This window comes from Paraburkholderia sp. MM5496-R1 (assembly GCF_050436205.1).
Taxonomy (GTDB): Bacteria; Pseudomonadota; Gammaproteobacteria; order Burkholderiales; family Burkholderiaceae; genus Paraburkholderia; species Paraburkholderia tuberum.
Map to the genome: position 1 here is coordinate 601,442 of NZ_JBNDLT010000002.1, position 24,099 is coordinate 625,540.

Sequence of the window (24,099 nt, forward strand, 5' to 3'; positions counted from 1 at the left end):
ATGCCTCCTGCGCTTGCCCTACGCTCGCAAGCGAGAGAATGCCCACGAGCGCTGCAGACGCGAGAATTGTCGTCTTCATGGCTTAACTCCTTCAGTACGAAATCAGGTTCACTTCGGGCGGCCGCTTTGACATAGGCAACGGGCGTAGCAGCCGACACGCGCGTCAGGATATTCGCTGCCAGGCGAATTCGTCCGCTGCCGTGACCCGGTTGCGGGGGCCGTTTTTCCTGGCTTTCGACCAGGTGGGAAAGAAACGGCGCGGCAATGCCGCGCGCAGCGTCCGAGGTGTCAGTAGCACCTGAAAGACCGCCGGTGGGCCGGTAAGCCCGGTGCGCAGAAGAGGGCGCACATTTAAAACCGCAAATCACCTGCCTATAATCCAAATAATCCTGTGCGCCCGACACTCCCATTTGGGAGGGATGTGACAGGAGGCGATCATGACGCATGTCGAAGAAATTCACTTTGCGATTCGACGCATCTATGAAGCGGCGCTCTCTCCAGAGAACTGGCCCAGCGCACTTGTCTCTGTGACGGAAGCAATCGGCGGGCATAAGGCAATGGTGAACGAGAAGACACCTGGCGCCGCCGGTAGATCGTTTTCAAACGGTCTTGACGTCGAGAATGCCTCAAGGCTGCAGCGGGAGTTCGAAACCCGTCTTCCGGATTGGATTCGGGCCATACCGGTTGGCGTGCCGATGCGACAATCGTCGATGATTTCAGACGCGGCCTTCAGGCGATCGGAACTCTATAACGAAACAATTCGCCCAGTCGGCGGATTCTATGTGATGGTTGCGCCTCTTGTGCAGCACCCTGGGCGGCGGGCTTACTTTTCGGTCTGCCGGCATTTGGGCGCGCCGGATTTCAGCGACGACGACCTCGAAGCAGCAAAGCTGATCGTCCCGCACCTAAAGACGGCGCTGGATGTGCAGGGTCGTCTTGAGGCAGCAGACTTGCGAACGCAGGGCGTGCTTGACGTCATCACGCAGCTGAATGTCGGTGTAATCCTGTTCGACGCGGCACTGCGCCCCGTCTTCGTGAATCCCTGTGCCGAAGCAATCGCGGCGCGTCGTGACGGCTTGCTGTTGAGCAGCGAGGCGGTCGCGGCGACTCTCCATTTGGATACCGAGGTGCTGCGCCGGGTCATGAAGGCCGCGCTCGCCTGGCACGACGTCAGCCGGGACGGCAGTGTGTTTGCGCTGCGCACAGAAGCGCCTGTGCGCTGCTACCTGTCGCGCAGGCCGCCAAGGCCACCGCTCGTCGTCTTGGTCGTGCCGCTTTGTACGACAGGCCTTACGAATGAATGGAATTCGGGCGCACGCGCCGTCCTGTTCGTAATGGAACCGGACAGCGCGTCCGGTCTGGAGCAGATGGTCCTCATCGAGACCTTCCAGTTCACCCGGCGAGAGGCTGCGCTCGCCAGTTTGCTCGCTCGGGGTATCGACCTCCCGGACACGGCAGCGCGGCTGGGAATCGGCATTGGAACAGCGCGCGGATATCTGAAACAGGTGCTTGCCAAGACAGGCACACACAGACAGGCGGAACTCGTAGCACTACTTCTGCGCAGTGCCTGTATGGCCGGTGGTGTGACGACCGCCCCGAACTCGACGGTTCCTTGTTCGCATCGGAGCGACAGTCGAGGCCAATGATTCGACGGGCATTATCGGCTCAGCGAATGTCCATTGTCGGTTGGCGAGCCGACGTTGGAATATCCGCGCTGATGCCTAGGCCGATGACCGCAGGTGGCCGAAACTTGCCTGATGCCGTTACCAGTTTTCCCATATAGCGGCGGTACCGCTGACAACAACTTCAGTCAAGGGCAGATCCGATCAGCCACTGCCGTGCAAGCTCTGTGCATAGAGACGGCCGCTCCAATGTTGGGAAATGGCCGCATCCTTCGAGCGGGGCGAAGCATGCATGCGGCATCAGCGCAGCGATGCGACGGCCAACATCGACCGGGACGAAACGGTCAGCATCTCCCCACAGGAGCAACGTTGGAATGTTGCTCGATGCAAGCACGGACCAGCGATCCGAACGCGTCAACGACGCGTCAGACTGACGTGCAAACAGGTCGGCCCCAGCGTCGTGCGCCATCTGCACGAATGCCGCCCGCGATGCGACATCCCCGGCGGGAATTGCGTTCTCGGCGAACTCCGCGATAACACGCCGATGCTCACGGGATCGAATTCTCCGGCTAGTGATGCGGACGGAATCCGGACTCGGGTGAATTCCCGGATGGCAGTTCATCAACCAGAGTGCGAACGCCTGACCACACCGCTGCAATTCGAGTTGTATTTGACAAGGGCGTTCGAGGATGCGTTTCGAGTCGAGCAGAAAGCGGTCGATGCAGATACGGTTCGCGACATTCTGGCACCGGATCTGGACGGACTCGAAGCTCGTCTGACGCGCAACGGTTACAACGCGAAGGTGCTGATCGAGGTGTTGGGGGCCAAGCCCAAAGAGGTGCGTGCCTTTCTCGGCGGGCATCTGCCGCCCGAGAGGACCCAGGAGTTCCATGACCGCCTACTGGCCGCGGGCGTGCCGCTGTGACGTTCTCGCTTAATGTGGTTCCTGCCCGATGTAATCGGGCTGTTCCAACTAATGTGGGCCCGTTCTCACGTAATGTGGTCCCCGGTGCGCCGATATTCTCAGCTAATGTGGCCCCAAAACACCGATGTAATCGGTCCCGGCGATTTATGTTATCGGGCCGCTACACCTATGCCGCCGACACCGGCGAGGCGAGCGCAGCCCCTCACGAAACCATCACCCCCGCCTTCGCCGTACCGATCGCGAACGTGCCGGGCAAGACGATGACCGCGCTCGTCGTCGACTACGCGCCGGGCGGCAAATCGGCGCCGCATCGGCATGGTCAGGCGTTCGTGGTGGGCTATGTGCTGGCGGGCGCGATCCGCAGCCGTATCGATAACGGCGCCGAAAGTGATCGTCATGGGGCGGCGGCACCCGCCGCCCGCGCGCAACGCTGCGTCAGAACCGCGGATGACACTCGAAACTGACCGACGACCCGTGCTCGGTCATCGCGCTGACGCCGCTGACCGTCTCCGTCTTCACGCTGCTTTGCATACCGAGACGATCGCAGTAGTCGCGCGCCTCGTTCATCGCGAGTTCGTGCGCGCGCGCCCAGGCCATGCGTCCTCCGGTCGCGCTGGCGGCGACCGTGTAGCTGCCGGGCTTGCCGCTCGCGACCACATCCGTGCTCGACGCGCACCCGACGAGACTCGCGCACGCGAGCGCCACCGCCGCCACCCCGCGCATGCGCGTGGGCAGCGGCGCCCTCTTCCTTTCCGTGCTTTCCGCTCGTGCGACGGACGCGACTTCGCGTACCCGCACCGTTTTGCGCGCCTCAGCGAGCATGTCCGAACCCTGATTCGACATCGTGGATCACCTGCATTTTTAACCGATTAGTCAGGCAGCAATTATCCGGAATCGTTCGCCCAAGATCAGCCGATACAACCGAAAACACTGTTGCGCGAGTCCCAACAATGGACGCGAGCGCCACGCCGCGACGGCGTCGGCAATGAGCGGACCACATGGTTCACAAAAGACCTTCCGGAATCCCTTTTGAGCGTCTAGTCTGTAACGATGCCTGTTCGACGGACCGGCATTTCGAACCGCAGACGGACCCCACCACATAGCGGCATACACCGGTCGCCGAACCGGAGGAGACATATATGGATCTCGAGGCACGTACCCTTCAGCGCGTCACGGTTCGGCTCGTGCCGTTCCTGATCCTGTGCTATTTCATCGCCTATCTCGATCGCGTCAACGTCGGCTTCGCGGCCTTGCAGATGAACAAGGCGCTCGATCTGTCCGCGAGCGCGTTCGGCTTCGGCGCGGGCGTGTTCTTTATCGCGTACTTCTTTTTCGAAGTGCCGTCGAACCTGCTGCTCGAACGATTCGGCGCGCGCCGCTGGATCGCGCGGATCATGTTTACGTGGGGTATTCTCGCGGGCGCGATGGCGTTTATCCCGGACATCGCGCGCTTCACCGGGCTCTCGCCCGCGCACGTGTTTTTCGGCCTGCGCATTTTGCTTGGCGTCGCCGAGGCCGGCTTTTTCCCGGGCATCATTTTTCTGCTGACCTTGTGGTTTCCGGCCGCGTATCGCGGGCGCGTGGTCGGCTATTTCATGGCGGCGATTCCGCTGTCGACGGTGATCGGCGGACCGATCTCCGGCGCGCTGCTGTCGCTCGACGGCCACGGCGGACTCGGCGGCTGGCAGTGGCTGTATCTGATCGAGGCGGCGCCGGCGGTATTGCTGTCGGTCGCGGTGCTGTTGTATCTGACCGACAAGCCCGCCGACGCCACCTGGCTCAGCACCGAGGAGCGCGACTGGCTGATCGCGCGGCAGAAGCAGGAGCGCGAGCATCGCGAGGCGGTGCGCCACTTCAGCGTGAAGGAGGCGCTGATCAATCCGCGCGTTCTCGCCATCGCGCTGATCTATTTCGGGGCGAACGCGACCAACTACGGCCTGAGCTTCTTCCTGCCGCAGATCGTGAAGTCGTTCGGCCTAACTAATCTGCAGACGGGTTTCGTGACGTCGCTGCCGTACGTGGTCGGCCTCGTCAGCATGATTTTGTGGGGACGGCATTCGGATCGCCACCTCGAACGCCGCTGGCACGTCGCGATTGCGCTGTTCGTCGCGGCGGCCGGCATCGCAGCCGCGGCCGGCCTCGACAATCCGGTGCAGAAGATGATCGCGCTATCGATTGCCGGCTTCGGCATCTTCGGTTGCCTGCCGGTAATCTGGACCTTGCCGGCCGCGTTCCTGTCGGGCGCGGCGGCCGCGGGCGGCATCGCCGCGATCAATTCGCTCGGCAATCTGGCGGGCTTCTTCGGCCCGTTCGCGATGGGCTGGATCAAGGACAGCACCGGCGGCTTCGGCGCCGGGCTGCTATGCCTGTCGGGCGCGGGACTCATCGGCATGGCGGCGGTGTTGCTGCTGCATCACGACACGTCGCTCGAGACGACGCATGGCAATCCGCATGCGCGACCGCCGGGTGAAGCGGGGGTCGCGAGGTCTTAGCGCTAGTCCCACGCGCCGTTCAATACGCACCCGGGCAGCCTGCCCGGGTCGCCTTCAATTCGCCCCGCTGCCGTTATTCGACCCTTCTGTGCCCTGACCGCCCGCATCGGACGGCACGATGTCGTCCGGCGTCGGGGTTGGCGCGAGCGCTGCCGCACCGCCGCCGTGCGCTTCACCGTCGACGGTATTACCCGGCGCCGGCGCGGGAGCCGACCCCGGCGCCGGCAGCAACGGCGGCAACGCGCGCGCTTCGCCCTGCACCGCGGACGCGCCCGCTGCCTCTGACGCCGCCACCGGTGCCGCCACGGCAGACGTCGGCGGCTGCACCGACGCCACCGGCGCGCGCCGCGCCGGAGCACGCGCCACGACCTGCTTGTCCGGCTGCGCCGGCGTGCGCGTGAACAGGTGCCCGATCCAGTCGCGCAAGCGTTCGGCGCGCTCGGCGAACCAGCCCGGCTGCTGCGCGGTATCGAACTTCATGTGGCTGTCGACGAGCCGCGAGCGCTGCGCGCGCTGGAAGAAATCGCCGACGATCGGCAGCGCGCTATGCGCACCCTGCCCCCAGTAATCGCTGCGCAGCGTCACGCGGCTGTCGTTGAAGCCGACCCATGCCCCCGCCACCAGTTGCGGCTGCATCAGGATGAACCAGCCATCCGCGTTGCCCTGGGTCGTGCCGGTCTTGCCCGCGACATCGCCGCGCACGCCGAAGCGCGTGCGGATGCTCGCGCCGGTGCCGCGGCTGATCACGTCGCGCATCACGTCGACGAGCGTGCGCGCCGTGTCGGCGGGCAGCTCGCGACTCGGCGTGGCCGGCTTGAATTCGGCGAGCAGGTTGCCGTTGCGGTCCTCGATGCGCGTGACCATCAGCGGCTCGACGTAGCCGCCGAGGTTCGCGATCGTGCCGTACGCCGACACCATTTCTTTAAGCGTGACCGGGCTCGTGCCGAGCGCGAGCGACGGCACCGGGTCGAGCTGGCTGTCGCGCACGCCCATCGCGCGCGCGAGCTTGGCGACCCTGTTCGGACCCACCGACTCCATCACCTGCGCGGTGATGCGGTTGCGCGAATAGGCGAGCGCGTCGCGCAGGCTGATCATGCGGCCGCTCGGCTCGTCCTCGTCGTTCGGCTTCCAGATTTCGCCGCCGGCGAGTTCGATCTGAACCGGATTGTCCGGCAGTTTGTCGTCCGGCTTCGCGCCGGCCTCGAAGGCCGCCGCGTAGACGAACGGCTTGAAGGTCGAGCCCGGCTGACGGCGCGCCTGCTGCACGTGATCGAACGGATCAACGCCAAAGTCGCGGCTGCCGACCCACGCCTTGATCTCGCCGGTACGTGGGTCCATTGCGAGGAAGTCGGCCTGCACGCGCGTCTTCGTGTCGCACACGCTCTGCACGAGCTTGCGATCGGCGAGCAGGCGTTTCAGCGCCTCGTCGTCGGCGAGGCCCGTGTCTTTGGCCGCGCGGAAGTCAGGCGTTTCGCGCAGGAACGTGCGCAGCAGGTCCTTGTCCGCCGAGCAGCCCGCGCGCGTGCCCCACGCGGAGTTCGCGATGTTCTGCAACTGATTGCCCTGCAGCGTGACCGCCTGGGTCGCCATCGTCTGCAAACGCGAGTCGATCGTCGTGCGCACGACGAGTCCATCGGAATAGATGTTGTAGTCGTTGCGATCGGCCCACGCGACGAGCCATTTGCGCAGTTGCTGCGTGAAGTGCGGCGCGGGTCCGGGCGGCTCGATCTGGCGCTCGAAGTCGAGACGCAGCGGCTTGCGGGCGAGCGTGTCGTACTGGGCGGGTGTCAGCTTGCCGTACTTGACCAGTTGCGCGAGCACCGTATTGCGCCGCTGCAAGGCGCGCTCGGGGTTCAGCACCGGGTTGTAGTACGCGTTGCCCTTCAGCATGCCGGTCAGCGTCGCCGCTTCGAGCACGTTCAGGTCGGATGCGGACTTGTCGAAATAGGTGCGCGCAGCCATCTCGATGCCGTACGCGTTGTACAGGAACGGGACCGTATTCAGGTAGGTTTCGAGGATCTCGTCCTTCGTGTAGAACGCCTCGATCTTCAGTGCGGTGATCGCTTCCTTCAGCTTGCGCGTCAACGTCGGCGCGCGGCCGATTTCGTCGGGATACAGATTGCGCGCGAGCTGCTGCGTGATCGTCGAGCCGCCCTGGCGGTCGCCGGAGAACGTGTGCAGCGCGGCCGAAGCGGTGCGCCGCCAGTCGATCCCGAAATGCTGATAGAAGCGGTGATCCTCGGTGGCGATCAGCGCGTTCACGACGTTCGGCGAGATGTCCTTCAGCTTGACCCACTCGCGGTTCGACGGCTTGAACTCGGCGAGCAGCTTGCCGTCCGCCGACAGGATCTGCGCGGGCTGCTCGATCTTGGCCTTGCGGATGTCGCCGATGCTCGGCGTGAAAGGAATCAGCAGCAGCACGTACAGTACGAATAGCACCGGCAGCGCGGCGAGCCCCCACGCGAACGTGCGGCGGGTCGGATGGCGCAGATGCCATGCGGCCTTCGCGAACAGCGGGTTCGCGAGCGTCAGCCCTTTGTCGAGGGCCGCCAGAAAGGAGGAAAAGAGGCGCTTCACTTGCTGTCGTCGGCTGGGAAAGGCGCAATCGTACCAAGATGTGGGGGGTACGCCGGTTTTTGCTTCGTTCGCGGCATGGAGTGCGGCTCCGGCGGGGCCACTATAATGTCGCCAATTCCGACAAGAGGTGCTTCATGATCATCAAACCGCGTGTGCGTGGCTTCATCTGTGTATCGACCCATCCGACCGGCTGTGAAGCCAACGTCAAGGAACAGATCGAGTATGTGAAGGCACGCGGCCCCATCGCCAACGGCCCGAAGAAGGTGCTCGTGATCGGCGCGTCGACCGGCTATGGCCTCGCCGCCCGCATTAGCGCAGCGTTCGGCTCGGGCGCGTCGACCCTCGGCGTGTTCTTCGAGCGCGCCGGCAGCGAAACCAAGGCTGGCACGGCCGGCTGGTACAACACCGCGGCGTTCGAGAAGTTCGCCACCGCCGAAGGCCTGTACGCGACCAGCATCAACGGCGACGCGTTCTCCGACGAAGTGAAGGCGCGCACGATCGAAGTGATCAAGCGCGATCTCGGCCAGGTCGATCTGGTCGTCTACAGCCTCGCGGCGCCGAAGCGCCAGCACCCGAAGACCGGTGAAGTGTTCAGCTCGGTGCTCAAGCCGATCAGCAAGGCTGTCAATCTGCGCGGCATCGACACCGACAAGGAAGTGATCAAGGAAACCGTGCTCGAACCGGCGACGCCGGAAGAAATCGCGCACACGGTCGCGGTGATGGGCGGCGAGGACTGGCAGATGTGGATGGACGCGTTGGGCGTTGCCGGCGTGCTCGCCGACGGCGCCAGGACCACCGCGTTCACCTACCTCGGCGAGAAGATCACCCACGACATCTACTGGAACGGCTCGATCGGCGCGGCCAAGAAAGATCTCGACCAGAAAGTGCTCGGGATCCGCTCAAAGCTCGCGGCCAAGGGCGGCGATGCGCGCGTCGCGGTGCTGAAGGCAGTCGTCACGCAGGCAAGCTCGGCGATTCCGATGATGCCGCTCTATCTGTCGCTGCTCTTCAAGGTGATGAAGGAAAAAGGCACGCACGAAGGCTGTATCGAGCAGGTCTACGGCCTGTACAAGGACAGCCTCTATGGCAGCCAGCCGCATCTGGACGACGAAGGCCGTCTGCGCGCCGACTACAAGGAACTCGATCCGCAGGTGCAAGGCCGCGTGCAGGAGCTGTGGAACCAGGTGAGCAACGACAACATCTACGAACTCACCGATTTCGCGGGCTACAAGACCGATTTCCTGCGCCTGTTCGGCTTTGAAATGAAGGGCGTCGATTACGACGCGGACGTCAATCCGGACGTGCAGATTCCGAATCTCGTGCAGGTTTGATCCAGCGGGGGCGGGCCCGCTTCGCGAGTTCGCCCCTGAGGTTGCCCCTCCTCGCCTCCCTCCCCTCACTCCTTCAACACGTCAGCACGGATACGCGCCCTGCAACGCGCGCAGAATCGCGAGCCCGATTGGAAAATCCTCGGAAATGCCCGGATGGTTCGCGAAGAACGCATCGAGCAACGGATAGACCGTCTGGTTGCCGATCGCGAGCGTTGGTGGCGGACAGAACAGCTGCGGCTGTTTCCTCGCGACCAGATCGCCGTTCGCCCAGCCGAACGCGTTGATCGTGCCGGTGATGTACGCCGCATAGATCGAGTTGTTGTCGGCGTGTGCCCAGCGCTTGTATTGCGCGGCCGTCATTTCGGCGCTCGCGTTCAGAGTGAAGCACGCCGCCAGCAAAGCCAGAGCGAATTTCGTTAACCGCATCGTTGAACCTTCAATGTCGCTAGATGGCCGCCATTGTAGGCGACGCGGGGTGCACCGCGCAGAAGCCGTCGAGCGCGGGAATTCACAAGCAGAGCGTAAGCATTGAAGGCGGATTCTGTAAGCACCGACAGATTGCAGAAGCGCGCGAATCAACGATTACGGCGTGCCGTTTCGGCAATGCTTGCGATACCCGTCGCGCTCGGCCAGGCGCGCCATATAAGCGGCCAGCGCCGGCAAATCGTCGTGCTGCTGCGGCGTTTCGAGCCAGCGGTTCGCGGACAGCGCGATCGGAATATCGGCGAGCGAAAACGCGTCGCCCGCGATATACGCACCGGTGCGCGCGAGTTGCTGCTCGACGATCGCCATATGCTTCGACCAGTTCGCGCACGACGCGGCGATCTGGCGCGGGTCCTGATGTTCGGGCGAGTGCCGCACGAGCGCGAGAAACGCGTAGCTCCACGAGCGGTTCAATTCGCTCGCCTGCCAGTCGATCCATTGATCACAGCGCGCGCGCTCGACCGGATCGGCCGGATACAGCCCGTCACCGCGATAACGGTTCGCGAGGTAACGGATGATCGAGTTCGATTCCCACAACACGAAGTCGCCGTCGCGGATCACGGGGACCATCGCGTTCGGGTTCAGCGCGCGGAATTCGGCGACCTCGGTCGAGCGAAAGCCCGAGCCCCAGTCTTCCTGTTCGAACGCAAGCCCAAGTTCCGCGCAGGTCCACAACACCTTGCGCACGTTGATCGAGGTGGTCTTGCCGAGTATCTGCAGCATGAGTCGTTGGGTGTCGCGTGGATTGAACGGGTTGAAGGAATGAAACTCGCAAGCCAGCCAGTTTGCCTTGCGCGCGGCGCGCCGTCATCCGCTTTTCAGCGTCGCCTGTTCGCGGATCATGTCGTACAGCGCCTGCGCGGCCGGTGACAACTGCGCGGTCTTGCGCGCGACGAGCACCAGCGTGCGCGACACGGTGGGCTGCGTGAGCTCGACGGTGCGCACGCTCGGATACGCGCCGTTCTGCAGCGCGAGCGCGGGCACCACGGCCGCGCCGACGCGTTGCGCGACTAGTCCGACGGCGGTCGAACTGCGCTGCACCTCGTAGAACGACCGCAGCGCGAGCTCGCTCGATTCCAGCGCGACATCGAGCAGCGCGCGATTGCCGCTGACCTCGCCGGCGAAAATCAGCGGGAACGGCTGCAACTGCCGCCATGCGATGCGCCGCCGCTTCGCGAGTGGATGGTCCTCGTGGCAGATCAGCACGTAGCGGTCTTCGGTGAGCGGCACGGTGGCGAGATCGGGATGATGCTCGCGCGCGATGTTGATGCCGAACTCGACCTCTCTGCGCAACACGGCCTCCTCCACCGCCGCCGACGCGTGATCGAGAATCTTGATGCGATTGTGCGGATAGCGCGCCGAATACGCCTGCAGGATGCGCGGCAGATACTGCACGCCGACGGTCGGCACGCACGCGATCGACACGTCGCCGCGTCGCGCGATGCCCGTTTCGCGGATCTCGACGAGCGCGTCCGCCAGCTCGCCGAGCAGCCGACGCGCCTGCGGCAGAAAATTGCGACCGATTTCGGTGAGCGCCATCGAACGCGTGGTGCGCTCGATCAGCGTGACGCCGAGATAGCTTTCGAGCTTGCGCAGCCGCTGCGTGATCGCGGTTTGCGTGACGTGCAGCGAATCCGCCGCGCTCTGGAAGCTGCCGCGATCGGCAATCGCGACGAAAGCCTGCACGCCGAGCGTGTCGATTTTCATTAGAAAAATGAAGTAATCGGGATCATAAATTCATTTTACTCCGGGCTGTCAGCGGCCGAGAATGGCCGCAACGAACCCGCGAAGGAGCAAAAGATGACCGACAAAACCACGAACGAGCATAGCGATTGGCACGCGAAGCAGTACATGTTGTTCGAGAACGAGCGCACGCGGCCGGTCCGCGATCTGCTCGCGGCGGTGCCCTTGAACGGCGCGCGGCTCGCGGTCGACATCGGCTGCGGCCCGGGCAACTCGACCGAGGTGCTGGCCGAGCGGGTGCCGGGCGCGTCGGTCAGCGGCATCGACCGCTCCGCCGACATGATCGCGGCGGCCCGTCGGCGGCTGCCGCAATGTCGCTTCGACATCAGCGACGTTTCGACGTGGGACGCGCACGGCCCCTACGACGTGATCCTCGCGAACGCGGTGCTGCAATGGGTGCCGGACCACGAGCGGCTGTTCCCCGCGCTGGTGGCCAAACTTGCCAGGGGCGGCAGCCTCGCCGTGCAGATGCCCGACAATCTCGACGAACCGGCGCACCGGCTGCTGCGCGAAATCGCCATCGACGGGCCTTGGGCGACGAAGCTGAACGGTGTCGAGCGCACCATGCGCTACGACGCAAACTGGTACTACGCGCTGCTCAAGCCGCTGTGCGCGCGCGTCGACGTGTGGCGCACGGTCTATCACCACCCGCTCGCGGGCGCCGACGCGGTGGTCGAATGGTTCAAGGGCAGCGCGCTGCGGCCGTTTCTCGCCGCGCTCGACGACGCCGAACGCGGCGCGTTTGTGCAACGCTATCGCGACGAAATCGTCAGAGCCTACCCGGCGCTCGCCGATGGCACGGTGCTGCTGCCGTTTCCGCGGTTTTTCATTGTCGCGACGCGCGGCGAACGTTGAAGCCGCGCCGGGAACCGCTGCGAGCCGGTAAATGCCGGCGCTTCGGCTGCGGCGGGTCGTCCCGCGGCGATCAGATCGCCGGCGCACCACGCTGACGCACCGCCCGAAAACCGCACCTGTGGCGACGCCGCACGCTAAGGGTGGTCAGGAATTGCCGCCCGGGAATTCCGCATGCTAATGTTTGTAAAAAGCGTGTGTAAAAAGCGGAGGACGGCGCCCGCCGGCCTCACCGGGAAGCCATTTACTGCAGCGAGCGTCGCCATGAGTGATGTACGCCAACATCTGAGTCCCCGTGACCGCCTGGAGCTGTTGTGCTGGCTCACATGCGGAAGCCTCGGCGCTTATTATCTGAACGAAGACTGGCCCGACGCGGCGTTTCACGTGCAGTCCGCGCACAAGTGGCTCGACCGCCGCGCGCGCGAAGCCGATTGGCTGTGCGTCGCGAAGCTGTCGGCCACCGCGGTCGAAATCGCGCGGCGCCACGCGCGCTTCGTCGATGCCGACTGGGCGCGCGACGCGGTTGAAGAAATTCTCGATACCGACGAACTCGACCCGCAAGCCCGGCTCGTCCGGCAGGTTCTGGCCGACTGCCAGAACGCGCTGGCCGACAAGCGGATCGCCGATTAGTCGCGGGCTCGTTTTTCTTCCTTTTTTACAGCGGATTGGGGGCCAATTTTTTGGCCCCTTTTTGCGTTGTTCCGCGCTTCCGCGCACGATGTGCCGCTCGCAGTCGGTAAAAAATGCGGCACCCGCCGTCGCGTACAGCCTACCGGCAGGCGGCCAATCCGCATGCCGGCTCGGTTCGGGCAATCACCACGGACGCCCGCCCTTCATTCTTCGACCATCGTCTTCAGCTTCAGCAGCGCCTGATCCCACTGCCGCGAAATCGCGTCGAGCGCGCGGCGTGCCGCGTCGAGATGCGTGGGCTCGAACGCCCACAGGCGCTCGCGTCCGACCTTCACGTCGTGCACGAGGCCCGCGTCGGCCAGCACCTGCAGATGCTGCGTGACCGACTGCCGCGTGATGTCGGTGCCGGCCGTCAGCTGCGCGATCGACATCGCACTGCCCGCGCACAACGCCGCGACAAGCCGCAGACGCGTCTCGTCACCGAGCGCCGCGAACACCGCCGCCGAACTGCGCAGTGTCGCCGCCTTGAGGCCCGCCCTCGCGGGGGCCGCCCTAGCTCGCGCCGACATATCGCTCGACGTTGACCATCTGCTGCTCCCAGCCGCCGTCGTTCAGCCGGAACGCTTGCGCGCGCCGCCCGACCGGCAACTGGTCGAAGCCCGATTCGACGACGCGCAGCAGCGTGCCCGACTCGACGTCGCTCAGATCGAATTCCACGAGCGTGGTCGGCTCAGGCGTGTAGTCGATCGTGATGTCGATCGCGGCCGGATGCCAGCGCCACGACAGATGATGCTCGGGCTCGACACGCTCGACCAGCACGTTCATCAGCAGATGCTCATAGCCTGGATAGGTGATGTGCCCCTGCGTGGATTGCCCCGCGACGAACTGCTTGCCGGTGAGATTCACGCCGAACCATTTGCCGAATTCCTCGGCGTTGGACAGCGCACGCCAGACGCGCGAGCGCGGCGCCTTACTCCGTCGCATGCGCGTGCATGACGCCGGTTTGCATCGACCACGCCATCCACGGCCGGCGCAGCGCGACGATCGCAAGGAACGCGCAAGCCGACAGCGTGCCGAACGTCGCGAAGCCCATTTGATAGCTGCCGGTGCTTTCCTTCGCGATGCCCATCACGACCGGCAGATAGAAGCCGCCGATGCCGCCCGCCGCGCCGACGATGCCGGACATCAGACCGGTGCGGCCGGCCCAGCGATGCGGCACGAGCTGGAACGTCGCGCCATTGCCGAGCCCGAACGCGACATAGAGACACAGCAGCAACGCAATGCCGCCCGCGAGCGACGGCATCGCCGCCGCGAACAGGAAATCGCAAAGCGCGATGATCGCCAGCAGCACGGTCAGCGCGCGCACGCCCGACACGCGGTCGGCAATCAGACCGCCGAGCGGGCGCACCATCGCGCCGGTCGCGGCGAGCAGCGCCATGAACAGGCCCGCGTCGATTTTCGACAGTTGATACAGGTTGGTCAGCAGCAGCGACACATACGAGGACATACCGACGAAACCGCCGAACGTGATGCTATAGACGAGCATGATGACCCACGTATCGCGCTCGGCGAGCACCGAGCGGTAGCGTTGCGGCAGCACCGCGATCGCCAGCAGCGCACCGATCACCGGCAGCAGCAGCACGCCGGTCTTGCCCGCGCCGAATAGCCCCGCTTCGACGAGCAGCACGAGCGCGATCAGGCCGACCAGCGTCGTCGCGAAACTGCCGAAGGCGCGCAGCACGCTGCCGGTTTTGACGCCCGCGTCGTTGGCCCAGAAGTACAGCGTGATCGCGGCGATCGCGAGCAGCGGCAAGGCGCCGCCCGCGGCGAGTTGCCAACCGTAGCGCGTCGCCAGTTGCGGGAACAGAAAGCCGTCGAGCACCGCGCCGATGTTGCCGGCCGCGGCCAGCCCCAGGACGAGGCCCTGCACTTTCGGCGGATAGTTACTGCCGGCCATCGGCAGCGCGACCGCGAAGCTGGCGCCGCCGACGCCAAGGAACACGCCGAGCACCAGCAGCATTTCGTACGACGGCACCGATTGCAGCAACGGCAGCACGATCGTCGGCACCGCCGACAGCAGCACGCCCATCAACGCAATGCGTTTGCCGTGCGCGGACTGATACAGATTGCCGAGCGTCACGCGCAGAATCGCCGCGGACAACACCGGCACCGCGACGAGCAGACCCTGCTGCGCGGGCGTCATCGCGATGCTCTTGCTGATGAACGGCGCGAGCGGCCCATACAGCACCCAGACGGTGAAGCCCGTGTCGAAATACAGAAAGCAGGCGACCAGTGCGCGCCAATCACCGCTTCGCAGGGAGTGCATCACGTTTTTCATCAGAGATCCTCAGTAAATAAAATGACGGGTAGTCCAGTTGCTGCGTTACTTGTGTTTTGCGCCGGCATGTCGCCCAGAGTTTTCACTGGGACGCGACACGCAAGCGTCATGCCATCGGGCTGTCTGTTACGAGGCCTTTTTAAAGGCATCTTCTGCAACGCATCGGCGGCTCAATACACGTCGCGCGCATAACGCTTTTCGCGCGTCAGACGGCTCACGTATTCGAGTGCTTTCTCTTCGCTCATGCCACCGTGAGTCGTGATGACGTCCTTCAGCGCCGCATCGACATCGCGCGCCATCCGGTTCGCGTCGCCGCATACATAGAAGTGCGCACCGTCTTCGAGCCATGCCCACAGTTGCGCACCGTGTTCGCGCATGCGGTCCTGCACATAGATCTTGTCGGCCTGGTCACGCGAGAACGCGACGTCGAGCCGGGTCAGCAGACCGCTCGCGCGCATCGCTTCGAGTTCGTCGCGATAGTAGAAGTCGGTCGCGGCATGCTGTTCGCCGAAGAACAGCCAGTTGCGTCCGCGCTCGCCGCGTGCCTGCCGTTCGTGCAGAAAGCCGCGAAACGGCGCGATGCCGGTGCCCGGCCCGACCATGATCATCGGCGTGTCCGATTGATGAGGAGGACGAAAGTGCGCGGACTTCTGCACGAACACGGGCACGTCGGTGTCGCTTGCGCGATCCGCGAGAAACGTCGACGACACGCCCTTGCGGTGCCGCCGCCCATTCGTATACCGCACCGCCGACACCGTCAGATGCACTTCGCCCGGATGCGCCTTCGGGCTCGATGCGATCGAATACAGACGCGGCTGCAGACGCTTCAGCATGCCGGTCAGCTCGGCGGCCGAGAGGCTCACCGGAAACTCGTGCAATACGTCGGCGAGCTGCTGTCCCCATAGCCATTGCTTCAGATCCGCCTTGCGTTCGGGCGCGAGCAGATCGCCCAGCGCGCCGTTGCCGCTGCGCGCCGCGACGAACGCGAGCGCCTCGGCGCTCGGCCGCGCGATCTCGTAGTGCTTGCCGAGCGCATCGGCGAGCCGCATGTCGCCGATACCCGCGACGTGCACCGATGCCTCCGCGTACAAACCGCTCAGCGTGATCAGTTCGTCGACGAGTTCGGGGCAGTTGCTCGGCCACACGCCGAGCGCATCGCCCGCTTCGTATTCGAGGTTCGTCTCGCCCGTTTGCAGCGACACGTAGCGGGTATCCTTTGCGGCGCCCTGCCGGTTCAGGCGCAGATTGCCGACGACGCGCGACGCGGCCGGCCGCGCCCTGGTCGGCACCGCGCCCACCACCGCGTTGATCATGCCGCCCGGCGGCACCGCGTACAGCGCGGCATCCGCCTGCTTGATGCAGACGATCACGCGTTCGAGCCATGCATCGGCGCCCTGCTGATATTCAATATCGCAATCGACGCGCTCGGTCAGACGCAGCGCACCCTGCGCGGCGAGCCGCTCGTCCAGACGGCGGCCGTGACCGCAGAACTGATCGTAGTTGCGATCGCCAAGCGCGAGCACCGCGAAACGCACGCCGTCGAGGCGCGGCGCCGTGGCGGCGTTCAGTTGCGTCCAGAAGTCCTGCGCGTTGTCGGGCGCATCGCCGTCGCCGAACGTGCTCGTCATCAGCAGCACGTATTGCGCCTTCGCGAGCGTCGCGAACGAATAGTCGGCCATGCACGCGGTGCGGATTTCGAAGCCCGATTCCATCAGACGCGTCGCGTAACGCTCGGTCAGCGACTCGGTGTTGCCGGTTTGCGAGGCCCACAACAGCGTGACCTTCGGCCGCACGCGCACGATGCGCACGCCCGATTCGCGTGGCTCTTCCTGTGCGAGATTCGGCCGCAAGGCACCGGTCGACGTCTGGGCTGTCGTCGCGCTGCGGCTATACAGTCCCGCAAGCAGACCATCGACATAGAGCCGCTTCACCGCATCGAACGGTGCGCTGTGCGGCAGCACCGGCACGTTGACGAGACCTTGCGCTTCGGCCGAACGCAGGCCACTGACGAAACCCGCCAGATACGCGCGCTCCGCGTCGCTGAGCGACGGCATGGGCGCGGGCTCGGGCGGCAGTTGCAGCAAAGTCGTGAGGGCTTCGATACGAGGCATGGGTTGATCCTTGGCGCTGGGCGCTAAAACCGCTGCGTCGGCGGGGGTAGAGAGCGCATCGTCGTCATTGCGAGTGCTCGCGTCGCGATCCGCCGTCATCGGACTCAGCGCGACCGCGCAGACTTTCAGTTCGGGCTGCAGAGAAACCGGATCGACCGCGTCGTTGGTCACCGCATTGATGCACAGTTCGTCGCCGAACACGTCGTTCCAGTGCATCGGCGCGAAGCACTGACCCGCGCTCACACGATCGGTGACGACGGCGGGCAGGACCGCGCGGCCGCGCCGCGAACGGATCTCGACCGCGTCCTTCACGCGAATCCCGAGTTCGGCCGCGTCGTCCGGATGAATTTCGACGAAGGGTCCCGGGTTCAGCTTGTTCAGCATCGCGACCTTGCCGGTCTTGGTCATCGTGTGCCACTGATGCTGCAGACGGCCCGTGTTCAACACGATCGGAAATTCGCGATCGGGCAACTCGGCCGCGGGCTGATACGCACGCGCGAAAAACTTCGCCCTGCCGCTCGCGGTCGGAAAAGCAATGCGCGGGTGGCCGCCATCTTCCGACTCCCTGAGTGTCTGGCTCACGCCGTCATTCAGATAGCGAAGCGGATTGCGCTCGGACGAATCGGCCGACGCGATCGGCCACTGCAGTGGCGAGTCCTTCAAGCGGCGATGGCTCGCGCCACGCAGGTCGTAGCCGGTCGCCGGATTCGCCGCGCGCGTGAGTTCGGCGAACACTTCGTCGGCGCTCGCATAGCTGAACGCATCGGCAAAGCCCATTTCACACGCGATGCGCGCGATGATCTGCCAGTCGGGCAGCGCCGCGCCGGGCGGTTCGATGGCTTGCTGCATCAGCGTCAGATTGCGCTCCGAGTTGACCATCACGCCTTCGGCTTCGGCCCACAACGCGCCGGGCAGCAGCACGTCGGCGTAGCGGTTCGTTTCGGTATCGAGGAACGCGTCCTGCGCGATCACGAGTTCGGCCGCGCGCAAACCGGCGATCGCGGTCTGCCGGTTCGCGACGGTCGCGACCGGATTCGTGCAGATGATCCAGCACGCCTTGATGTCGCCCGCGGCCATGCGCGCGAACATGTCGATCGTGCCGGTGCCTGCGTCCGCTTTGAGCGTGCCCGGTGCGATGCCCCACAGTGCTTCGACGAACGCGCGATCTGCGGCGACCAGCGCCGAACGCTGCCCCGGCAGAGCAGGGCCCATATAGCCCATTTCGCGGCCGCCCATCGCGTTCGGTTGGCCCGTCAGCGAGAACGGCCCACTGCCGCGCCGGCAGATGCGGCCCGTCGCCAGATGCAGATTGCACAGCGCGTTGGTGTGCCACGTGCCGTGCGTGCTCTGGTTCAGGCCCATCGTCCAGCAACTCATCCAGTCTTTGGCCGACGCGATCATCTGCGCGGCGCGACGGATGTCGTCGGCGGCGAGGCCCGTGATGCGGGCGACGTTCTCCGGCGTGTACCCGGCCAGAAACGCGGGCATCGCGTCCCAGCCTTCGGTGTGTTCGGCGATAAAAGCCGCATCCGTTGCGCCGTTTTCGTGCAGCAGATGCAGCAGACCGTTCAGCAGCGCGAGGTCGGTGCCGGGTTTGATCTGCAGGAACAGATCGGCTTTCCCGGCGGTCGTGTTGCGGCGCGGATCGACGACGATCAGCTTCGCGCCCGCCTTCACGCGATCCATCATGCGCAGGAACAGGATCGGGTGGCAGTCGGCCATATTCGCGCCGCTGACGAAAAACAGATCCGCGTGATCGAAGTCTTCGTACGAGCCGGGCGGACCGTCCGCGCCGAGCGACAGTTTGTAGCCGCTCGCCGCGCTCGCCATGCACAGGCGCGAATTCGCCTCGATATTGTTCGTGCCGATAAAGCCCTTTGCGAGCTTGTTGACCAGATACTGCGCTTCGAGCGACATCTGCCCCGACACGTAAAACGACAGCGCATCGGGACCATGCTCGTCGAGCACGCGCCGCAGACGCGCGGCGGTATCGCTCAGCGCCTGCGCCATCGGCAGCGGCACCGGGTCTTCGTCGCGCGCACGACGCACGAACGCGCCTTCGAGACGACCCGACTTGCGCAGCGCGACGTGGGCCGACTGCCCTTTGGTGCAGAGCCGGCCAAAGTTGGCCGGATGCTCCTTGTCGCCAGCGATCTTCACGACCTGGCCGTCCTCGACGTGCAGCACCATGCCGCAGCCGACGCCGCAATACGGACACACGCTCTTTACGCTGGTAGCAGACATGCGCGAATGATCGGGTTGAAACATCGGAACGATGGACAAAGGCCGCTACCTCAAACCGCGACCCACACCTGGCCGTTTTCGACGCGCGTGGCAAATGCGCTGACCGAATACGACGGCGTTTCGAGGCATTCGCCGGTGCGCAGATCGAAGTGATGCTTGTAGATCGGCGACGCGACGACGATGCGCTCGCCGAGGCTGCCGACGAGTCCGCGCGACAGCACCGCCGCGTGCGAACCCGGATCGAAGTTTTCGATCGCGTAGACCGTGGGCTCGGCCGGCGACTCGACTTGGCCGCGATCGACGTGAAACACGGCCACCTGTTCGCCATTGACGAGCGCGCAAACGCCGGTGTTCGGCACGATGTCGTCGAGTGCGCAGATTGCGGTCCAGGCGCGGGGCAAGCGTTCGTTCTTCATGACTGGGCTCCTTTTGAGTTAAGCGGGAATCGGATGAGGTCAAACCGTCTCGACGACAACGGGAATCTGGATGCGCTGCACCTGCCGCTCAGCGGGCGTTGCCGGCCGGATCTGTCCGCGCTCCTCGACGAACGCGACGTTGCTATCGGACTCGCCGCTGTTGACGAAATGGCGGAAGCGCTTGCGCGTTTCGGGATCGGTGACGGCCTTTTTCCATTCGCACTCGTACGTGTCGACCACATGCTGCATCTCCACTTCGAGCTCGTTGGCGACGCCAAGGCGATCGTTGACGATCACGTCGATCAGATAGTCGAGGCCGCCTTCGAGGTTGTCGCGCCACACGCTGGTGCGTTGCAGTCGGTCGGCGGTGCGCACGTAGAACATCAGGAAGCGGTCGATATAGCGCACGAGCGTCGCCTTATCGAGGTCCGCGGCGAGCAGTTCCGCGTGCCGCGGCTTCATGCCGCCGTTGCCGCACACGTATAGATTCCAGCCCTTCTCGGTCGCGATTACGCCGACGTCCTTGCCCTGCGCTTCCGCGCATTCGCGGGTGCATCCCGACACGCCGAACTTGATCTTGTGCGGCGTGCGCAGGCCCTTGTAGCGATTCTCGAGTTCGACCGCGAGACCGACCGAATCGCCGACGCCATAGCGGCACCACGTCGAGCCGACGCACGACTTCACCGTACGCAGCGATTTGCCGTACGCGTGACCCGATTCGAAGCCGGCCGCGATCAGCTCTTCCCAGATCGACGGCAATTGCTCGACGCGCGCGCCGAACAGATCGACACGCTGGCCGCCGGTGATCTTCGTGTAGAGGCCATATTTCTTCGCGACCTGCGCGACCGCGATCAGGCCGTCGGGCGTCACTTCGCCGCCCGGCATGCGCGGCACGACCGAATAGGTGCCGTCGCGCTGGATGTTCGCGAGGTAGTAGTCGTTGGTGTCCTGCAGCGACGCGTGCTCCTTCTTCAGCACGAATTCGTTCCAGCACGACGCGAGAATGCTCGCGACCGCCGGCTTGCAGATGTCGCAACCGAGTCCGCGGCCATGCTTGGCGAGCAGCGCGCCGAAACTGCGCACTCCCTCGACGCGCACGAGGTGATACAGCTCCTGGCGCGAATACGGGAAGTGCTCGCAGACGTGGTTGTTCACCGCGAGGCCCTGCTTCTTCATCTCGGCCTTCATCACCTGCGTGACGAGCGGCACGCAGCCGCCGCACGAGGTGCCCGCGCCGGTCGCGCTCTTCAACGCGCCGATGTCGGTCGCGCCCGCGCACACAGCTGCGCACAGTTCGCCCTTCGACACGTTGTTGCACGAGCAGATCTGCGCGGCCGCGGGCAACGCCTCGACGCCGAGCGCCGGCTTCGCGCTGCCGACCGCTTGCGGCAGGATCAGGAATTCGGGGGACGCAGGCAGCTCGATGCGGTTCAGCATCATCTGCAGCAGCGTGCCGTATTCGCTCGCGTCGCCGACCATTACGCCGCCGAGCAGATGCTTGCCGCAATCCGACACGACGAGCTTCTTGTAGATCTGCTTGCGTTCGTCGCTGAACTGGTAGGTGCGGCTGCCCGGCGTATTGCCGTGCGCGTCGCCGATGCTGGCGACGTCGACGCCCATCAGCTTGAGCTTCGTGCTCATGTCGGCGCCCGCGAATTCGGCCGGGTCGCCGAGCAACTGCTTCGCGACCACGCGCGCCATCTCGTAGCCGGGCGCGACGAGCCCGAACAGCTGGCCGTGCCACAGCGCGCATTCGCCGATCGCATAGATGTGCGGATCGCTGGTGCGGCACGCGTCGTCGATGGCGATGCCGCCGCGCGCGCCGAGTTCGAGGCCGCATGCGCGCGCGAGATCGTCGCGCGGACGGATGCCGGCGGAGAACACGATCATGTCGGTGTCGAGATGGCTGCCGTCGGCGAACTGCATGCGGTGCGTGCCCGCTTCGCCGTCGACGATCGCCGTCGTGTTCTTCTGCGTGTGCACCGTGACGCCAAGCTCTTCGATCCGGCCGCGCAATACGCGGCCGCCGCCGTCGTCGACCTGCACCGCCATCAGGCGCGGCGCGAATTCGACCACGTGCGTTTGCAGACCCATGTCGCGCAGCGCCTTCGCGCATTCGAGACCGAGCAGGCCACCGCCCACGACCGTGCCCGTTTTCGAGCGGGCGCCGCATTCGCGCATCGCTTCGAGATCGTCGATCGTTCGATAGACGAAGCAGTCGCCGCGCTCGCGGCCCGGCACCGGCGGCACGAACGGATAGGAGCCGGTCGCGAACACGAGGCGGTCGTACGGCAGCGTTTCGCCGGTCGCGACCGTCACCGTGCGCGCGTCGCGATCGACCGCGACCGCCCGCGCGTTCAGCTTCAGTTGCACGCCGTGGCGCTCGAAGAAGCCCGGCTCGACGAGCGACAGGTCATCGGCGGTCTTGCCCGAGAAGAACTCGGACAGATGCACGCGATCGTAGGCCGGTCGCGATTCTTCGCCCAGCACCGTGATGTCGAGATCGTGCGCGGCCCGTTGCGCCAGGCATTCGACCAGTTTGTGGCCGACCATCCCGTGACCGATAACGATGATTTTCATGAGCGCGCTGTCCTCTGGTGTCTGGCGAAAGCGATTGCGGAAATAAAAACGGCGTCCCGCGAATCCAGCCGAGGGGCCGAATTCGGGGGACGCCGTTGTCCTGTTGGGTGCTGCGGGGCGCGTGCAGTTGTGCTGCAAGCGCGACGAACCCACGTTGGTCCGATGGCAACGCTTATCGCAAGGGCTGTGCCAATTTCGATAAATGCGCCCGAAAGCGCGGGTGTGGCGGGGATTTGCGGCAAGTCGCGCGGCTTCGGACCGGATCCCGCGCGCGACGCGTTTTGAGGCGGCCAGGCACAGGGATGGTGCGATGCAGCACTGTCGACGTGCGAAACGAAGGCGCACGGGCGTGCGATCGCCGTCATGTTTTCCGCGTGAATCGCAATGTGCGGCAACGGCTTGCGCGCCTTGATCGGATCGATGGCGTGGTCCTTGCATTGCTCTTGCGCAACGTCATCGCGGCAACGTCGTCGCGACGCGCAGACTCAACCGTCGACAGGCAATGCAATGGACAACGGCGTCCCCTCGTGATCTTCACGGGCGGGCGCCGTTTTCGTTTCGGGCCTACGGAAACCAACGGCATAAGGACACCGACATGAACACCAACACCGGCAAGGTCCCGCTGCTGAGCGCCGGCCCGGGCGACCTCGACTTGCTGACGCTGAAGGCCGTCAAGGCGCTCGCGGCCGCTGACGTCGTGCTGCTCGACGACCTCGCGAATCCCGACATCGTGACGCTCGCGCCGCAGGCGCGCGTGATTCGAGATGGACAAACACTACCCGCGTCGGCCATGGCGCGGGCAGCCTGATCGGCGCTCGAAGCGGGCCTCGCCCGCCTTTCATCCCATCAATCGCCGAACCCGAGCTCCGCGTCGACCTGCTGCCCGACGCGCAGCCAGGCCCCCGCCCCGCTCGCGACCAGCGCGTTGTTGCCGAACGTGACCGCGCCGTCGAAGCGCTCGCTGACTCGGTAACCGAGCATCGTGTCGGTCGGCTCGTTCGGCCAGTCGGGATCGGGCGCGCCGCGCGCCTGATCGATGGTCAGCATCGGACAGCGCGTGCACAGCTTGACGAGCCGTAACTCGACGCGCGCGCTCGAGTCCGCATTCGCGCCGACGGCGAGTGTCTCGACATAGTCCTCTTCATAGGCATCGAGGCCGCTGAGCACGATATTGGGCCTGAAGCGATCGATTCCGATCGACGGTGCGCCTTTGCCGTTCAGGCGCGCGTTCAGATCGTCGAGCGAGGCCTGGCCGACCAACAGCAGCGGAAAGCCATCGGCAAAAAAGGTCGTGGCGCCCCCCGTGCTGTCCGTATAGTCCGGATCGACGACGCGTTCCCGCTCGGGATCGAAGCGCAGCAAGCGCGCGGGCAGACCGAGGAACTCCGTGAACCAGGCCGCCGTTTCTGCGCCGGTGTCGAGCCCGTAGGCCGCGTCGCGCCACACCGCGGTAGCGACCCTGGGTGCCGCGGCGAGCCGCGCGGCATCGAGCGGCGTGCGCAGCTCACGCATGCCCGGCGCGCTGACGATCAGATCCTCTGCGCCGAGTTCGACCTTGATCAGCGCCATGCGCGGATACGCGCGCTGCGTGAACATCGCGCCTTCGGGATCGACGATCATCCAGTTGCGGTCGTATTCGAGGCCCGTCGCCAACAGCCGCGCCTCGGTGAGCGCGATGCCCGCGCAGGATTTGATCGGATAGACGAATAGTTCGTTGATGGTAGGCATGGTTGCACGCGCGTCGGGAGCGCAGTT

18 protein-coding genes and 2 pseudogenes are annotated in these 24,099 nt (G+C 65.0%); 8 read left to right on the forward strand and 12 right to left on the reverse strand.

The features are described 5' to 3' along the window. Positions 1 to 437: 437 nt before the first annotated feature. The 3 genes and pseudogenes from OKW38_RS09600 to OKW38_RS09610 all read left to right on the forward strand — a co-directional run. Positions 438 to 1,646 (forward strand): helix-turn-helix transcriptional regulator, encoded by a 1,209-nt coding sequence (locus OKW38_RS09600; protein WP_429361208.1) that lies wholly within the window; start codon positions 438 to 440, stop codon positions 1,644 to 1,646. A gap of 235 nt (positions 1,647 to 1,881) precedes the next feature. After that, entirely contained in the window at positions 1,882 to 2,547 is a 666-nt protein-coding gene (locus OKW38_RS09605) for a hypothetical protein (protein WP_429361209.1), read from the forward strand. Positions 2,548 to 2,693: 146 nt separating this feature from the next. After that, positions 2,694 to 2,927 (forward strand): annotated as a pseudogene (locus tag OKW38_RS09610) (cupin domain-containing protein); the annotation flags it as partial. A 55-nt stretch (positions 2,928 to 2,982) separates the two neighbouring features. Here the strand turns inward: OKW38_RS09610 and OKW38_RS09615 are convergent. Beyond that, entirely contained in the window at positions 2,983 to 3,390 is a 408-nt protein-coding gene (locus OKW38_RS09615; RefSeq protein WP_429361211.1) for a hypothetical protein, read from the reverse strand. A 296-nt stretch (positions 3,391 to 3,686) separates the two neighbouring features. Between OKW38_RS09615 and OKW38_RS09620 the strand changes: the two genes are divergently transcribed. Continuing rightward, positions 3,687 to 5,039 carry an MFS transporter gene (locus OKW38_RS09620; protein WP_429361213.1) on the forward strand — a complete coding sequence of 451 codons (1,353 nt, stop codon included), beginning with the start codon at positions 3,687 to 3,689 and terminating at the stop codon, positions 5,037 to 5,039. A 54-nt stretch (positions 5,040 to 5,093) separates the two neighbouring features. Here OKW38_RS09620 and OKW38_RS09625 read toward each other — a convergent pair whose 3' ends face one another. Then, a complete protein-coding gene (locus tag OKW38_RS09625; protein WP_429361215.1) occupies positions 5,094 to 7,616 on the reverse strand; it encodes a penicillin-binding protein 1A in 2,523 nt (840 codons plus the stop codon). 134 nt (positions 7,617 to 7,750) lie between these two features. On the opposite strand from OKW38_RS09625, the gene fabV reads away from it, so the two are divergent. Beyond that, complete coding sequence (gene fabV, locus OKW38_RS09630) at positions 7,751 to 8,947, forward strand: enoyl-ACP reductase FabV (protein ID WP_429361217.1); 1,197 nt, start codon at positions 7,751 to 7,753, stop codon at positions 8,945 to 8,947. An 81-nt stretch (positions 8,948 to 9,028) separates the two neighbouring features. On the opposite strand, the gene OKW38_RS09635 is transcribed toward fabV, so the two are convergent. The 3 genes from OKW38_RS09635 to OKW38_RS09645 form a co-directional block, all read right to left on the reverse strand. Then, on the reverse strand, positions 9,029 to 9,307 hold the full coding sequence (locus OKW38_RS09635; RefSeq protein ID WP_429361218.1) for a hypothetical protein: 279 nt from the start codon (positions 9,305 to 9,307) through the stop codon (positions 9,029 to 9,031). 222 nt (positions 9,308 to 9,529) lie between these two features. Next, positions 9,530 to 10,153, reverse strand: coding sequence for a glutathione S-transferase family protein (locus OKW38_RS09640; RefSeq protein ID WP_429336474.1), 624 nt, complete (start codon positions 10,151 to 10,153; stop codon positions 9,530 to 9,532). A gap of 84 nt (positions 10,154 to 10,237) precedes the next feature. Further along, on the reverse strand, positions 10,238 to 11,137 hold the full coding sequence (locus OKW38_RS09645) for a LysR substrate-binding domain-containing protein (protein WP_429361220.1): 900 nt from the start codon (positions 11,135 to 11,137) through the stop codon (positions 10,238 to 10,240). A gap of 93 nt (positions 11,138 to 11,230) precedes the next feature. Here OKW38_RS09645 and tam point away from each other — a divergent pair, with 93 nt between their 5' ends. Further along, positions 11,231 to 12,028, forward strand: a complete 798-nt coding sequence (tam, locus tag OKW38_RS09650; protein ID WP_429361221.1) for a trans-aconitate 2-methyltransferase — start codon at positions 11,231 to 11,233, stop codon at positions 12,026 to 12,028. A gap of 261 nt (positions 12,029 to 12,289) precedes the next feature. Beyond that, positions 12,290 to 12,655, forward strand: coding sequence for a hypothetical protein (locus OKW38_RS09655; protein WP_026225375.1), 366 nt, complete (start codon positions 12,290 to 12,292; stop codon positions 12,653 to 12,655). Between the two features lie 203 nt (positions 12,656 to 12,858). Here the strand turns inward: OKW38_RS09655 and OKW38_RS09660 are convergent, their stop codons facing one another. The 6 genes from OKW38_RS09660 to nirB form a co-directional block, all read right to left on the reverse strand. Next, positions 12,859 to 13,224, reverse strand: a complete 366-nt coding sequence (locus tag OKW38_RS09660; protein WP_429336472.1) for an ArsR/SmtB family transcription factor — start codon at positions 13,222 to 13,224, stop codon at positions 12,859 to 12,861. After that, a complete protein-coding gene (locus OKW38_RS09665) occupies positions 13,208 to 13,639 on the reverse strand; it encodes an SRPBCC family protein (RefSeq protein ID WP_429336471.1) in 432 nt (143 codons plus the stop codon). Before OKW38_RS09665 ends, OKW38_RS09660 begins: the two co-directional genes overlap by 17 nt. Continuing rightward, positions 13,626 to 14,993, reverse strand: a complete 1,368-nt coding sequence (locus OKW38_RS09670) for an MFS transporter (protein ID WP_429361223.1) — start codon at positions 14,991 to 14,993, stop codon at positions 13,626 to 13,628. The genes OKW38_RS09665 and OKW38_RS09670 overlap by 14 nt, the downstream gene beginning before the upstream one ends. 170 nt (positions 14,994 to 15,163) lie before the next feature. Further along, positions 15,164 to 19,348, reverse strand: coding sequence for a molybdopterin-dependent oxidoreductase (locus tag OKW38_RS09675; RefSeq protein ID WP_429361225.1), 4,185 nt, complete (start codon positions 19,346 to 19,348; stop codon positions 15,164 to 15,166). Positions 19,349 to 19,398: 50 nt separating this feature from the next. Next, entirely contained in the window at positions 19,399 to 19,764 is a 366-nt protein-coding gene (gene nirD, locus OKW38_RS09680) for a nitrite reductase small subunit NirD (RefSeq protein ID WP_429336469.1), read from the reverse strand. Between the two features lie 39 nt (positions 19,765 to 19,803). Then, positions 19,804 to 22,344 (reverse strand): nitrite reductase large subunit NirB, encoded by a 2,541-nt coding sequence (gene nirB, locus OKW38_RS09685; RefSeq protein ID WP_429361227.1) that lies wholly within the window; start codon positions 22,342 to 22,344, stop codon positions 19,804 to 19,806. Positions 22,345 to 22,939: 595 nt separating this feature from the next. Here nirB and OKW38_RS09690 point away from each other — a divergent pair. Continuing rightward, a pseudogene (locus OKW38_RS09690) lies at positions 22,940 to 23,116 on the forward strand (SAM-dependent methyltransferase); the annotation flags it as partial. 74 nt (positions 23,117 to 23,190) lie between these two features. Here OKW38_RS09690 and OKW38_RS09695 read toward each other — a convergent pair. After that, the gene (locus tag OKW38_RS09695; protein ID WP_429361229.1) at positions 23,191 to 24,072 is read right to left on the reverse strand and encodes an MOSC domain-containing protein; all 882 of its coding nucleotides are present in this window, start codon (positions 24,070 to 24,072) and stop codon (positions 23,191 to 23,193) included. Positions 24,073 to 24,099 lie beyond the last annotated feature (27 nt).